This is a genomic window from Nitrobacter vulgaris, assembly GCF_031453995.1.
Lineage (GTDB): Bacteria > Pseudomonadota > Alphaproteobacteria > Rhizobiales > Xanthobacteraceae > Nitrobacter > Nitrobacter vulgaris.
In genome coordinates this window covers 16,050-28,658 of the sequence record NZ_JAVDPZ010000020.1, presented here as the reverse complement: position 1 = coordinate 28,658, position 12,609 = coordinate 16,050, and the positions used below count along the sequence as shown (strand labels likewise).

The window sequence follows — 12,609 nt, the reverse complement described above, 5'->3', positions numbered from 1 at the left end:
ATTTTCGGATAAGATCGTGCTCAATCGAAAGAATGAACAGAGTTTGATTCAACGCAGTTGAATCAAACTCGAGTGTAGCGTCAGTTCGTCGGGTCACGTCACATTCGTGGAAGCCTGCGGCGGCCACGGCCGGTCAGGCCGGTAGAACACCGCAATTTTCAGGCTTTCAGCGATGCGTTCGGCCTTTTCCATGAAGGCTGCACGGATCGGCTCGTCGCACAGTTCACCGCAGGTCTCGTCGAACAGTGCGAGCCATTGGGTGAACAGCTCCGGCCTCATGCCCGGTATCACCATGTGCTTCATCATAGGGTTGCCCTTGTAGCGGCCGGTGGTCAGCATTACCGACGACCAGAACGCGTACATCTTCTCAAGATGGTGGGGCCAGTTATCCTTGATCTTGTTCTCGAAAATCGGCCCCAACTCGGAATCGACGCGCACCTTCATATAAAAAGCGTCGACGAGCTGGCGAATGCCGTCCTCGGTCACGTGATCCATTTTGTCGGACACGAGTGTCATGCGAGAAAAGCCATGACGATGACTCCGGCCACTGTCCAAATCAGTGAATTAACCAACATGCGGACCAGGTGGGAATAATCCCCGGAGTTATTGCGGATTCCGAGAGCGTTGCAGACAACCGTCCCCGGCAGCAGGAAAGGCTTTGCGACGGTGTCACTGATCGTGGCGTTCTCGCGCATGAAACGCTCCTTTACAAAAGTTAGCATGTCCATACATGTGCAGTTGCGCAAAAGCAATATCTAAAATATAGCTTTTGCGTGACCGTCGTCACGGGAAAATCTGCATGCGCCTCACCACCTATTCGGACTACGCATTGCGGGTACTGATGTATCTCGCGCTCAGGTCCGATGGGCTGTCGACAATCGCAGAGATTGCTGGGAGCTATAAGATTTCCGAGGCTCACCTGATGAAGGTGGTTCATCAATTGGGGGTAGCGGGATATATCGAAACCGTGCGCGGCCGCGGCGGCGGACTGCGCCTCGCCAAGCCCGCCGAGACGATTGGGCTGGCAGAGGTCATTCGTACGACTGAGCCGGATATGGCGATCGTGTCGTGCTTGAAGCCGCTTAACGCGCCCTGCATGATCAATCCGAGCTGCGTGCTCAAGCGCGCGTTGGAGCGGGCGCAACGGGCTTTCATGGAGGTTCTGGAAGGATATACGCTGGCCGATCTCGCGGCTCCCCGCGCGCGCCTTTCAGGTCTGCTTGGCATCTCTCCAAACGCATCAACGCAATAAAAGTCAGATGGCGGACTGGCGCGGCTTCCGGCAAGACAGCGTCATGAGGCGCACGACGCCGTGAGTGGAGAAGCCTTGCTTAGTGAAGTCTTGGCTTCTTCAGCATTCGGGCACGGTCGGTGGATTTTATCACCACGTCGAAGGTGTCTCCCTCGCGATGGAGCGTCAGCGGCACATCGACGCCGGCGGGACCCAGCGCCCACAATTTGCGGTAGAGCTGGGCCGCGTCCGACACCTTTTCTCCCTTCACCGCGAGGATCGCGTCGCCAGCGCGCAGTTCGGCGCGGTCTGCCGGTCCTTTTGGCACGATGCCGACGGCGACCACCCTGTCTTCGATCTCGGCGGTGAATATGCCGAGCCAGGGTCGGGCCGGCTTGTTGACCTGCCCAAACTTCCGCAGGTCGTCGAGAACGGGCTTCAGCAGATCTATTGGCACGTTCATATTGAGATGCTCGTTCCGGCGAGCGTCCTCCCGCTCGAGCTGCAACGAGCCGATCCCGATCAATTCGCCAGCTGCCGAGATCAGGCCGGTGCCGCCCCAATTGGGATGCGCCGGGCGAGTGAAGATGGCTTCGTCGATAAGGTATTCCCAGTAGCCGGCGAATTCCTCCTTTGAGATGACCTGGCCCGCGAGCGAACGGGACCGTCCGCCGACTCCGGCGACCACGACCGGGTCATTGACTTTGGCGGCGGCCGATGAGCCTAGCGGCAGCGGTTCAAGATCGAGATCACCCAGGGCTTGTACCAGGCCGAAGCCGCTTTCCCGATCGACGCCAACCGTGTCCGCCTGCACCACGCGGCCGTCCGCAAGATGCAGCCATACAGATTCCGCCTCGGTGACGACATAGCCAATCGTCAGAACGAGGCCATCGGCGATCACGACGCCATTCCCGGCGCGCTCGGTGCCGAGGGTGTCCGCGGTGAGGGCATCGGGCGGAACAATAGAATGCAGTCCGACGACGGTGGACAGCGCGCGGTCCAGATCGAAGCGGTAGTCCTCCGGACGCGGCTGGGCGGAGCTTGGCACCTTCCATTCGGTCAATGAAGCCATGCGGATTCTCCGTGCGGTGCATATGCGGACAGCCGTTCGTAGGCATCAGAAGATGTAGCAATGCCTTATGCGAGCAATCAGCTTGTGAGCTAAGCGTTCTCCGTGAAAGCGGCATGGCGACGTTGCGGCTAAGGATCGAGTTCGGTATCCCAATAGAGATAGTCCAACCAGCTGTCGTGCAGATAGTTCGGTGGAAACAACCTGCCGTTTCGGTGCAACTGATGCACGGTCGGCGCGAACGGTGCCTGACGCGGGAACATCCCGGCCTGTTGTGGCGTCAGGTTGCCCTTCCGCAGATTGCACGGTGAGCAGGCAGCGACAACGTTGTCCCAGGTGGTTTGACCGCCCTTGCTGCGCGGAATGATGTGGTCGAAGGTGAGATCCTCGACAGCTGTGCAATACTGACACATGAACCTGTCGCGCAGAAATACATTAAAGCGGGTGAAGGCGGGGTGGGTCGACGGCTTCACGAAAGACTTCAGCGACACCACGCTCGGAAGCTGCATTTCGAACGAGGGGCTGCGCACCGCGCGGTCGTAGTGTTCAACAATGTTGACGCGATCGAGGAACACCGCCTTGATCGCATCCTGCCACGACCAAAGAGACAGCGGATAGTAACTCAGCGGCCGGAAGTCTGCGTTCAGGACCAGCACCGGCCAGCCGCCCTGCGAGACATGCGCGTTCAATTAGCGCCTCCAGAGCACTTTTCCCGACAAAGTGAAACGCCGGTTTGCCGCGGAAAATGCATCCAATATCTATGACTGAGCGCACTCTGATCGCAAACCGGCACTTTTGCGGAGCACGCTCCAGTTCCATGTTCGGCCGCATCGGCTTGAGGCGGCTTATGATGGCATAGTACAGTCAGCGTGACGGGATTGTGAAGAGCGCAAGTCCTGCTTTTCTGCTGGGCCACGCTTGCCAGCCGGTCTGGACCTCCCCCACCCCCGGCGCGGCAAGAAGCAAAAACCGTCAACCCTTGTTGCGGAATCGCTAGGAGGACAGCTTGGCGAGAGCCTGGCTCAGCTCATGAATTTCGTAGGGTTTTCGAAGAACGTGAAAGTCCAGCTTGCGTCCAGCAAGAGCTTCGCTGTAGCCGGTGGCCAGCAACACCGGCAAGTGCGGATACGTCGCGCGGAGCATCTTGGCCAGACCGAGACCATCTATTTTTCCCGGCATCACGATATCGGTGAAGACCAAATCGATGCCATCACGCTCGATCTCTAACAACGCAGCCTCTGCATTGTTGGAGACTCGCACGCGATAGCCAAGCTGTTCAAGCAGTCCCGCGCTCGCCTCCGCGACATCTGGATTGTCTTCGACGAGCAGGACGGTGCCGCCTCTCGCTCTCGTGCCGCGACGGCTCGACCCGCTTTCCTCTGCGCAAAGCGTGTCGGTGGGCGGAAGATAGAGCGTAACTGTGGTACCATAACCGAGTTCGCTCTCGATGCCGACATGCCCTCCGGCTTGATGAGCGAAACCATGCACCTGTGACAATCCGAGACCCGTTCCTTTTCCGGCGGGTTTCGTTGTAAAGAACGGGTCGAACACCTTTGCAAGGATATCTGTCGGAATACCGTCTCCGGTATCCTCAACTGAGATGGCGACATAGCGTCCTTCGGGCTCGTCCGTTTTGGTTATGTTTCGCGCCTTCACGATGACCTGCCCACCATCGGTCATAGCGTCGCGCGCGTTGATGACCAGGTTGAGCAGCGCCGTCTCGAATTCGGTTGCGTCGATCGTGACCGGCCACGCGTCGTCGAGCGTGTCGATATGCAGGGTGATCGTCTTACCAAGGCCGCTCCGGAGAACGTCGGCGATTGATTGAATGTGTTCAGAGACATCGGTCGGCAAGGGGTTGAGGCTTTGCCGTCGGGAGAACGTCAGGAGTTGCCTGGTGAGCGAGGCCCCGCGTTTGGTTGCTGTCTCGATGGCGTGAACCGCCCGCAGCGCTTTCGGTTCGCTCTCGACAATCTTTTTCAATGTTTGGATGTTGCCGCTGACGATCATCAGCAGATTGTTGAAGTCGTGAGCGACACCGCCCGTGAGCTGGCCGAGCGCATCCATCTTCTGCGATTCTGCGAGTTGCCGCTGCACGCGCTCGAGTTTCTGCTGGGCCTCACGGCGTTCCGTGATATCCCGCGTGACCTTTGCAAAACCGATGAGATTTCCGAAGTCGTCGCGAATGGCGTCAATAACGACGCTGGCCCAGAAAAAGGAACCGTCCTTACGGACTCGCCAACCTTCTTCGTCGTATCGCCCCGTGGAACTGGCAATGTTTAAAGCCCGGGCGGGTCGCCCGGCGGCGCGGTCTGAGTCCGTATAAAAACGCGCGAAGTTCTGGCCGATGATTTCGTCGGGATGATATCCCTTGATACGTTCCGCACCCGCGTTCCAGTTAATGATGGTCCCCTTGGGATCCAGCATGAAGATCGCGTAGTCGATAACCCCTTGAACAAGAATTCGATGCTCGCTGTCGAACAGGCCTTTGTTGTTATTATGTTTTTTTGGCATTTCCCGACGCTTAACTCCACAGCCCGTCGGTATAATCTGCGTTCGGTCGAAAAGTTCCCATCTTGCGCATGAGCGCAGGCCGTCCGCGCTGCCGACGCCAATCCCGTCTACTCCGGTTCGGGAACGATACCTTCTCTGCGCTTGATAACCTTATAGTATGCCCACCACAAATGCGCTGCAGCGCCGCGCAAGGGTCGCCATGGCTCCGCGAGCGGCGCCATCTGTTTCGGCGTGGGCCGCATCGTCAGCCCGAGGCCGACCTTGATCGCCTCCTGGAGCGCGACGTCGCCGGCGGGCCAGGCATCGCCATGGCCAAGGCAGAACAGCAGGTAAACGTCAGCGGTCCACGGTCCGATGCCGCGATGCCGGACCAGCGTCGCATGGGCGGCGTCGGCATCCTCTTCGGCGAGCACGTCCAGGTTGAGCCGGCTCGCCGTGATCTCGCGTGCGAGCAGCTTCAGCGTGGCGATCTTTGCCGCTGACAATCCCAGCCGGCCAAGTCGGTCGGCGCGCGCCGTGCGAATCGCGTCGTGGTGGAACGGCTCGAAGGCGGCGCTGAGTCGTCCCCAGATCGCGCCGGCGCTTGCGGTGGACAATTGCTGGCCGCAGACGATTGCGGCGAGACCTTCGAAGCCAGGCTCGCGCCGGCGCAGGGCAGGAAGGCCGGTGCGCGCGAGGATCGGTTTCAGCCGCGAATCCTGCTTCACCAACGCGCTGACCGCGTCGTCAAGATCGGATTGGGTTTCCAGGCGGACCGTCATTCGTTAGTACTTCAGCGTCACGGTCGGTTATGCAAGCAAAGATCAATGCCGCCACCCGTTCTCCGTTTTGCACCGTCGTCGAACGGTTTTCTGCATCTCGGACACGCCTTTTCGGCGCTCATGAATTTTGACTCCGCCCAGCGGAGGAAAGGTCGCTTTCTGCTGCGGATAGAGGACATTGATGCAACCCGGTGTCGTTCCGAGTTTGAAACGGCGATCTACCAAGACCTCGCCTGGCTTGGCGTTTCATGGGAGATGCCGGTGCGGCGGCAGTCAGAGCACCTTGCCGATTATCGCGCAGCGCTCGACCGCCTCGCTATGCTTGGAGTGCTTTACCCGAGTTTCGAGAGCCGCGCCGAGATTGCATCGCTCGTCAAAGCTCGCGAAGTAGATGGCGCCTGGCCGCGCGATCCCGATGGCGTACCACTTTATCCGGGTACAGCGAAATCGCTCGCGGCTACTGAGCGCGAACGGCGGCTGCGGTCCGGCGCGCCCTTCGCGTTGCGCCTGGATATGGAAGCGGCGTGCCGGCTCGCAGGCCGTCTCACGTGGATCGAGAGGGGCTCCGGCCCGGACGGGGAGACCGGCGAGGTTCTCGCGCGACCAGAAGTCTGGGGTGATGTCATTCTCGCCCGCAAAGACATTCCGACCAGCTATCATTTGTCGGTTGTGATCGACGATGCGCTCCAGGGGATTACCGACGTGATGCGCGGGCAGGATCTGTTCGGGTCGACCGCCGTGCACCGGCTGCTGCAAAAAATCCTGGACTTGCCTCAGCCGGTTTACAACCACCACGATCTAATCCGCGATAGCGACGGGAAGAAGTTGTCCAAGTCGTCAGAGGCGATCGGGTTGGGGGAGCTACGCACCCGCGGAATGACGCCCCGGGAGGTCCGCAGCTTTGTCGGCCTGCCTTGAAACTGCCGCAACGCGGCTGCGTTGGTTGGCCGTAAAGCATCTTTGCACGACAAATCATCCCCGACGTGACTCGCGCGTTCGAGCCGTGGCATACTGGCGCGGGGTGGGGAAAGCAAAATCATGGCGCCGACATCGCGCGGGTTGCGCAGGTCGCCGAAGCCTAAAAGGCGACCGGCGAGAAAGCGGGCTTTGAAGAAGTCCTCGAAGCTTGCAAAGACCAGGCGGCCGCCTTCTCAATCCACGTCTGGCGTCGTCGAGGCTGCGCTTGCCGCGTTTGCGCATGAAGTGCGGACACCGCTCACCGGGATTCTCGCCATCAGTGATCTGCTCGCCACCTCCGATCTCGGCGAGCGCGAGCGGCGCTGGGTTGAGACCATCAAGGCCGGCGCTGACCATCTCGCCAGTTTGGCGACGTTGTTCGTCGATGCGGCGCGAAGCCGTCGTTCAGCGCCGGGCGGACGGCAGGATTTCTTCGATCTGCGAGCGCTGGCGCGCAACGCGGGCGATTCGCTGGCCGGCCGCGCAACGGCCAAGGGCCTGCGCTCTGCTGTCGAAATTTCAGACAGGTTGCCGGTGTTCGTGACCGGCGATGCCGTCCGCCTGCGCGCGGCGCTGGAGAATCTCATCGACAATGCGGTCAAGTTTACCGAGCAGGGTGACGTCGTCCTCAAGGTTACGGCGCCGCGGCGGTCAGGAGAACAAATCGGCGTGACCTTCGTGGTCTCCGATAGCGGGATCGGCTTGTCTCTCGCCGAAATCCGGCGGCTGTTCCGGCCATACTCGCAGGCCAATGTCTCTATCGCATCGCGCTTCGGCGGCGCCGGCCTCGGGCTCTCCTCGGTGAAGCAACTGGCGCGCGCGATGGGCGGAGATGTCACGGCGACGCAGCGGCGCGGCGGCGGCACCACGTTCACCTTCACCGTTCTGCTGACGCCAGCCAAGGGACCGGTAGCGATCCAGTCTGGCGACGACCTCGATAGGTCTTCGGATGTTTCGAGCGGACTCCGCGTTCTCAGCGTCGAGGATAATCCGTTCGGGCGCGTCGTGCTCAACACAATTCTCACCGAACTTGGCCATCAAGCCGAGTTCGTCGGACGAGGCGAGGATGCCGTTCAGCGTATCGCGCAAGGAGGATTCGATGCGGTGCTGATGGATATGGTGCTGCCTGGGATCACTGGGATTGAGGCGATCGGACGTATCCGGGCGCTTGATGCGCCCGTGGGGCGCGTTGCCATCATCGGCGTGTCCGGCAGGAGTGACGATGAGGCCGCATCGCGCGCAGCCGGCGGCGACGCGTTTCTGGTCAAGCCTGTTTCTCCTCGGGCTTTAGCGACTGCGCTGCTTGAAGCGAAACACCGCGCGGCAACCTCGACTTGATGATCGCCGCGTTCAGTTCGCCGCCGAAAACGAAGATCGCGGCGATGAAATAGAGAAATACCAGCGCGATGACGACCGATGCGAGGCCCGCATACATTGTGACGTAATTGTTGGCGAAGCGTGCAAGATAAAGGCCGAAGCCGACGCCCGACATCAGTGAGGCCAGCATGGTGAAGATGATGCCGGGGATGATCTGCAGAAAGGATCGCCGACCCGCCGGCAGCCACGCGTGCAGGATCAGCAGCGCGGCAAACATCGCAAGGATGGTAATGCCATAGCGGGCGAGGTTGAGCAGGCTCTCATTTGATTCGACGATCAGCGGGATATGGCGTTTCGCGGCGGCGATGATCAACGGACCGAGCACGATCAGGAACGCCATCGCCAACGTTGTCACCGCGGCAACCAGCGTATATCCGATCGATTCCAGTCGTAGCCAGTACCAGCGGCGCATCTCGATCACCGCATAGGCGCGGTTTAAGGCGACCCGCAGGCTTTCGACGCCGTTCGATGCGAAGTAGACCGCGAGCACGAGACCGACTGTCAGCGCATCGCCGCGCGATGTCGTCAGCACGTCATGGATTTCGCGCGACAACGTATTGGCGACCTGATCCGGCCAAATCTGTAGCATCAGGTCTGCCGCTTGGTCGGCGAGCTCCTTGGATCCGAAGAAGCCTGCCAGGGACGTCAGGACAATCAGGAACGGGAATAGCGCCATCAGCGCCGATAGCGCGATATGGCTTGCGATTGCCCAGCCGTCGTCGGCAAGAAACGTGTAGAAGGCGTCCGTTCCGACCAGACAGAGGTATCGGATTTGTCTCACGTTTCACCCTGACAACGTCGAGGGGCGCCGCCTCGGCGCCGTTTACTATCTGATATCAATACATAAAAGACCAGATTGTTGCGTGGAATTGAATCTCGTTGCCGACAATGGCGCAGCTGCGGTTGCGATGATATGTATGAACCATGACAGTGTTTTTCAGCATGGTATTGGTTCCCGTCGCGGTGGCCTCGGTCGCTACTGTATTGGTGATGGGTCTGGTCAACATGATGCGGGGCGGTAGTCCCAACCTCTCGCAGAAGCTTATGCGAATGCGGGTTGTCCTGCAGTTCGTTGCGATCATCGTCACCATGGTCACGATCTGGATGCTTGGGCAGTGACGGATTGATAGCCTGGCACCGGAGCACCGATGGTCGTTCTCAACCGAATCTACACACGCACAGGTGACGACGGCACGACCGCGCTCGGCACCGGTGAGCGACGCCCGAAATACGATCTCCGTGTCGGCGCCTACGGGACTGTTGACGAGACCAACGCCGCGATCGGCGTGGTCCGGTTGCATCTTTCCGGCGCGCCCGATCTTGATGGGATGTTGGGCCGCATTCAGAATGATCTGTTCGATCTCGGCGCTGACCTTGCGGTGCCTCAGCGCGAGGGCAAAGCCGAGCGGCTTCGCGTGGTGTCCAGCCAGGTCGTGCGTCTGGAAAACGATATCGACAGCCTCAATGCAGGGCTGCCCGATCTGACGTCGTTCGTGCTGCCAGGGGGGACGCCCGCCGCCGCGTATCTCCATTCGGCTCGAACCGTTTGTCGCCGCGCGGAACGCATGATGGTGGAACTCGCCGCGCAGCCCGGTGAGCCGGTCAGCGATGCCGCCGTGAGATACATGAACCGCTTGTCGGATTTTCTATTTGTGGCCAGCCGTTTTATGAACGCCGCGGGCGCGGGCGACGTGCTCTGGGTGCCCGGTCAAAATAGATGATTGCGACCCGATAGCCTGCCTGCGCCGGAATCATCGAGGACGCGTTTTTTGGCCTTCCCGCGTTGACCACCGGAAACGGGACCTTTAGGTTCCGCGCCGAAGCTCACACTCACGGTTGATCCAACCAACGCTCGGTTCGAAAGAGGTCGATGAAGATTCTGGTGCCGGTCAAGCGGGTCGTCGATTTCAATGTGAAGATCCGCCTCAAGGGCGACGGATCTGGCGTCGAGCTTGCGAACGTCAAGATGTCGATAAATCCCTTCGACGAAATAGCGGTCGAGGAAGCCTTGCGCCTTCAGGAGGCCGGCAAGGCCACCGAAGTCGTATTGGTGTCGATTGGCCCGTCTCAGGCCGCGGACACGATCCGCACCGGCCTCGCCATGGGCGCCGACCGAGGCATCCTTGTCACGTCCGATGAACCTGTCGAACCGCTGGCGGTTGCCAAGATTCTCAGGGCAGTTGTCGAAGAGGAGGGCCCCGGGCTGATCATTCTCGGCAAGCAGGCCATTGACGACGATTCAAATCAGACCGGTCAGATGCTGGCGGGGCTACTTGGATGGGCGCAGGCAACCTTTGCGTCAAAGCTCGAGGTCGATGGGACCTATTTCAATGTGACACGTGAAGTGGATGGCGGGCTGCAGACGGTCAGGCTGAAAAGGCCCGCGATCGTGACGACGGATCTGCGGCTCAACGAGCCGCGCTATGCCAGTCTTCCGAACATTATGAAGGCGAAAAAGAAGCCGATCGTCGTGAGGGCTGCCAACCAATACGGCGTTGATCTCGCGCCGCGCCTTGAAATCCTCAAGACCACCGAACCTCCGGGCCGCAAGGCGGGCGTCAAGGTCAAGGATGTCGCCGAGCTGGTGTCCAAGCTCAGGAACGAAGCCGGGGTAATCTGATGACCACGTTGCTGATCGCCGAACATGACCACGCGTCGCTGAAGGATGTTACGAGCAAGGCACTGACCGCTGCCATTCAGCTCGGCTCGCCGGTCGAGGTGCTTGTCGCGGGTGAGAACGCCCAGGGCGCCGCTGAGAGCGCGGCGAGACTGAAGGGCGTCGCGAAAGTGCTGCTTGCGGATAACCCGGCCTATGGCCACGATCTCGCCGAGCCACTCGCCGCGCTGATCCGCTCCTTGGCGTCTGGTTATGATGCATTGATTGCGCCGGCAACCTCTCGCTTCAAGAACGTGATGCCGCGCGTTGCGGCGTTGCTCGACGTGATGCAGATCTCGGAAATCATCAAGGTGGTCGCGCCCGATACCTTTGAGCGGCCAATCTACGCTGGCAATGCGATTCAGACGGTCAGGTCCAGGGATGCCAAGAAGGTCATCACGGTGCGCACATCGACCTTTGCCGCGGCCGGTGAGGGCGGTAGCGCCCCAGTGGAGACCATCGTCGCGGTGGCTGATCCGGGGCTGTCGAGTTTCGTCAGCGAGCGGGTTGCCAGGAATAATCGCCCGGAATTGGCCTCGGCGAGGATCATCGTCTCCGGAGGCCGCGGCATGCGAAGCAGCGCCAACTTCACCAAATATATCGAGCCGCTGGCGGACAAGCTCGGCGCCGGCGTTGGTGCGTCGCGAGCCGCCGTGGACGCGGGCTTCGCGCCAAATGACTGGCAGGTCGGGCAGACGGGCAAGGTGGTGGCGCCGGACCTTTATATCGCCGTCGGCATTTCCGGTGCAATTCAGCATCTGGCCGGAATGAAGGATTCCAAGGTCATCGTGGCGATCAACCAGGACGCGGATGCGCCTATTTTCCAGGTTGCGGATTACGGCCTGGTGGCTGACTTGTATCAGGCGGTTCCTGAACTTACGGAAGAACTGGGAAAGCTAGACCGCTAACGATGATCCGAGGAGTGCTCCCGGAGCAACGGACTTCAGCCGGGGTTTGTGCAAGAATGCAGTGCGCCGCGGTCTGCGCGGTCAGGACCGGTGAGATGACGAGATGCGGCAATGATTAGAAAAGTCGGCGTGATCGGTTCGGGCCAGATGGGCAACGGCATTGCGCATGTGACCGCTCTTTCGGGGTTCGACGTCGTGCTCAACGATGTTTCCGCCGATCAGCTCAACTCGGCCATGGCGACGATCAACGCGAACCTGTCCCGCCAGGTCTTGAAGAAGATCATTACCGACGACGATCGCGAAAAAGCGCTTTCGCGGATTTCGCAAACCCAAACTTTCGACGGGTTGGCGGATTGCGATCTGGTGATCGAAACTGCCGTCGAGAAGGAGGAAGTGAAGCGGAAGATTTTTCTTAATCTGTGCACGGTGCTCAAGCCCGAGGCCATCGTCGCTTCCAACACGTCATCGATCTCGATTACGCGGCTGGCCGCGTCGACCGATCGGCCGGAAAAGTTCATCGGCATTCATTTCATGAATCCGGTGCCGCTGATGGAGTTGGTCGAACTCATCCGGGGCATCGCGACCGGCGATGCGACATTCGATACGGCCAAGGAATTCGTCATTAAGCTCGGCAAGCAGATTGCCGTGTCAGAGGACTTTCCGGCTTTCATTGTTAACCGCATTCTGCTGCCGATGATCAACGAGGCCATCTACACCCTGTATGAAGGCGTGGGTAACGTCGAGGCGATCGATGCCGCCATGCGGCTCGGCGCGCATCACCCGATGGGTCCGCTTGAACTCGCCGACTTCATTGGGCTCGACACCTGCCTGTCTATCATGCAGGTGCTGCACGAAGGACTCGCCGACTCCAAGTATCGGCCCTGTCCGTTGCTGGTGAAATACGTCGAGGCCGGATGGCTCGGGCGCAAGAGCCAGCGCGGCTTCTACGACTATCGCGGTGAAAAGCCGGTTCCCACGCGCTAATCGTTCCGCCAGGATTTGTTAACCACAGTTCGCTAGAGTCTTTCACCCTTTCACGGAAACGGTGAAAGATTCTATGTTTTGATTTGATGCGTTTTCTTTATGCGAACCGGTATCCACTTCGCTCGAAAACGCCTCTAGAACGGACGTGGAGC

Annotated in this window: 15 protein-coding genes; 8 read left to right on the top strand and 7 right to left on the bottom strand. The window is 60.0% G+C overall.

The window, feature by feature from the left end; all coding sequences use genetic code 11:
* Positions 1–93: 93 nt before the first annotated feature.
* Together GGQ85_RS12955 and GGQ85_RS12950 are read right to left on the bottom strand one after the other, a co-directional pair.
* On the bottom strand, positions 94–495 hold the full coding sequence (locus GGQ85_RS12955; protein WP_309774885.1) for a group III truncated hemoglobin: 402 nt from the start codon (positions 493–495) through the stop codon (positions 94–96).
* A 17-nt stretch (positions 496–512) separates the two neighbouring features.
* Positions 513–695, bottom strand: a complete 183-nt coding sequence (locus GGQ85_RS12950; RefSeq protein ID WP_158081546.1) for a hypothetical protein — start codon at positions 693–695, stop codon at positions 513–515.
* Positions 696–799: 104 nt separating this feature from the next.
* On the opposite strand from GGQ85_RS12950, the gene GGQ85_RS12945 reads away from it, so the two are divergent.
* Positions 800–1,252 carry an RrF2 family transcriptional regulator gene (locus GGQ85_RS12945; RefSeq protein WP_079447882.1) on the top strand — a complete coding sequence of 151 codons (453 nt, stop codon included), beginning with the start codon at positions 800–802 and terminating at the stop codon, positions 1,250–1,252.
* A 79-nt stretch (positions 1,253–1,331) separates the two neighbouring features.
* On the opposite strand, the gene GGQ85_RS12940 is transcribed toward GGQ85_RS12945, so the two are convergent.
* The 4 genes from GGQ85_RS12940 to GGQ85_RS12925 all read right to left on the bottom strand — a co-directional run bounded on the left by GGQ85_RS12940 (position 1,332) and on the right by GGQ85_RS12925 (position 5,575).
* Positions 1,332–2,303: a S1C family serine protease gene (locus tag GGQ85_RS12940; RefSeq protein ID WP_079447881.1), complete on the bottom strand. Its 972-nt coding sequence runs from the start codon at positions 2,301–2,303 to the stop codon at positions 1,332–1,334.
* Positions 2,304–2,431: 128 nt separating this feature from the next.
* Complete coding sequence (locus GGQ85_RS12935) at positions 2,432–2,989, bottom strand: HNH endonuclease (protein ID WP_079447880.1); 558 nt, start codon at positions 2,987–2,989, stop codon at positions 2,432–2,434.
* Between the two features lie 304 nt (positions 2,990–3,293).
* Positions 3,294–4,814 carry an ATP-binding protein gene (locus GGQ85_RS12930; protein ID WP_309774854.1) on the bottom strand — a complete coding sequence of 507 codons (1,521 nt, stop codon included), beginning with the start codon at positions 4,812–4,814 and terminating at the stop codon, positions 3,294–3,296.
* 107 nt (positions 4,815–4,921) lie between these two features.
* Positions 4,922–5,575: a DNA-3-methyladenine glycosylase family protein gene (locus tag GGQ85_RS12925; RefSeq protein ID WP_309774853.1), complete on the bottom strand. Its 654-nt coding sequence runs from the start codon at positions 5,573–5,575 to the stop codon at positions 4,922–4,924.
* Positions 5,576–5,620: 45 nt separating this feature from the next.
* On the opposite strand from GGQ85_RS12925, the gene gluQRS reads away from it, so the two are divergent.
* Complete coding sequence (gene gluQRS, locus GGQ85_RS12920; protein WP_309774852.1) at positions 5,621–6,493, top strand: tRNA glutamyl-Q(34) synthetase GluQRS; 873 nt, start codon at positions 5,621–5,623, stop codon at positions 6,491–6,493.
* 120 nt (positions 6,494–6,613) lie between these two features.
* On the top strand, positions 6,614–7,870 hold the full coding sequence (locus tag GGQ85_RS12915) for an ATP-binding protein (protein ID WP_309774851.1): 1,257 nt from the start codon (positions 6,614–6,616) through the stop codon (positions 7,868–7,870).
* On the opposite strand, the gene GGQ85_RS12910 is transcribed toward GGQ85_RS12915, so the two are convergent.
* The gene (locus GGQ85_RS12910) at positions 7,797–8,690 is read right to left on the bottom strand and encodes a YihY/virulence factor BrkB family protein (RefSeq protein WP_079447876.1); all 894 of its coding nucleotides are present in this window, start codon (positions 8,688–8,690) and stop codon (positions 7,797–7,799) included. The genes GGQ85_RS12915 and GGQ85_RS12910 overlap by 74 nt on opposite strands.
* A gap of 143 nt (positions 8,691–8,833) precedes the next feature.
* Here GGQ85_RS12910 and GGQ85_RS12905 point away from each other — a divergent pair, with 143 nt between their 5' ends.
* From GGQ85_RS12905 to GGQ85_RS12885, 5 genes are all read left to right on the top strand, one after another.
* On the top strand, positions 8,834–9,028 hold the full coding sequence (locus tag GGQ85_RS12905; RefSeq protein WP_079447875.1) for a twin transmembrane helix small protein: 195 nt from the start codon (positions 8,834–8,836) through the stop codon (positions 9,026–9,028).
* A 29-nt stretch (positions 9,029–9,057) separates the two neighbouring features.
* Positions 9,058–9,630 carry a cob(I)yrinic acid a,c-diamide adenosyltransferase gene (locus GGQ85_RS12900; protein ID WP_309774849.1) on the top strand — a complete coding sequence of 191 codons (573 nt, stop codon included), beginning with the start codon at positions 9,058–9,060 and terminating at the stop codon, positions 9,628–9,630.
* Between the two features lie 149 nt (positions 9,631–9,779).
* Positions 9,780–10,529: an electron transfer flavoprotein subunit beta/FixA family protein gene (locus GGQ85_RS12895; RefSeq protein ID WP_079447873.1), complete on the top strand. Its 750-nt coding sequence runs from the start codon at positions 9,780–9,782 to the stop codon at positions 10,527–10,529.
* A complete protein-coding gene (locus GGQ85_RS12890) occupies positions 10,529–11,473 on the top strand; it encodes an electron transfer flavoprotein subunit alpha/FixB family protein (RefSeq protein WP_309774848.1) in 945 nt (314 codons plus the stop codon). Before GGQ85_RS12895 ends, GGQ85_RS12890 begins: the two co-directional genes overlap by 1 nt.
* A gap of 111 nt (positions 11,474–11,584) precedes the next feature.
* The gene (locus tag GGQ85_RS12885) at positions 11,585–12,457 is read left to right on the top strand and encodes a 3-hydroxybutyryl-CoA dehydrogenase (RefSeq protein ID WP_309774847.1); all 873 of its coding nucleotides are present in this window, start codon (positions 11,585–11,587) and stop codon (positions 12,455–12,457) included.
* The last annotated feature ends 152 nt before the right edge of the window (positions 12,458–12,609 follow it).

Coding starts and splice junctions, on each gene's coding strand:
- GGQ85_RS12955 (WP_309774885.1), bottom strand. CDS start 495: ATGGATCACGTGACCGAGGACGGCATTCGCCAGCTCGTCGACGCTTTT.
- GGQ85_RS12950 (WP_158081546.1), bottom strand. CDS start 695: ATGCGCGAGAACGCCACGATCAGTGACACCGTCGCAAAGCCTTTCCTG.
- GGQ85_RS12945 (WP_079447882.1), top strand. CDS start 800: ATGCGCCTCACCACCTATTCGGACTACGCATTGCGGGTACTGATGTAT.
- GGQ85_RS12940 (WP_079447881.1), bottom strand. CDS start 2,303: ATGGCTTCATTGACCGAATGGAAGGTGCCAAGCTCCGCCCAGCCGCGT.
- GGQ85_RS12930 (WP_309774854.1), bottom strand. CDS start 4,814: ATGCCAAAAAAACATAATAACAACAAAGGCCTGTTCGACAGCGAGCAT.
- GGQ85_RS12925 (WP_309774853.1), bottom strand. CDS start 5,575: ATGACGGTCCGCCTGGAAACCCAATCCGATCTTGACGACGCGGTCAGC.
- gluQRS (WP_309774852.1), top strand. CDS start 5,621: ATGCCGCCACCCGTTCTCCGTTTTGCACCGTCGTCGAACGGTTTTCTG.
- GGQ85_RS12915 (WP_309774851.1), top strand. CDS start 6,614: ATGGCGCCGACATCGCGCGGGTTGCGCAGGTCGCCGAAGCCTAAAAGG.
- GGQ85_RS12905 (WP_079447875.1), top strand. CDS start 8,834: ATGACAGTGTTTTTCAGCATGGTATTGGTTCCCGTCGCGGTGGCCTCG.
- GGQ85_RS12900 (WP_309774849.1), top strand. CDS start 9,058: ATGGTCGTTCTCAACCGAATCTACACACGCACAGGTGACGACGGCACG.
- GGQ85_RS12895 (WP_079447873.1), top strand. CDS start 9,780: ATGAAGATTCTGGTGCCGGTCAAGCGGGTCGTCGATTTCAATGTGAAG.
- GGQ85_RS12890 (WP_309774848.1), top strand. CDS start 10,529: ATGACCACGTTGCTGATCGCCGAACATGACCACGCGTCGCTGAAGGAT.
- GGQ85_RS12885 (WP_309774847.1), top strand. CDS start 11,585: ATGATTAGAAAAGTCGGCGTGATCGGTTCGGGCCAGATGGGCAACGGC.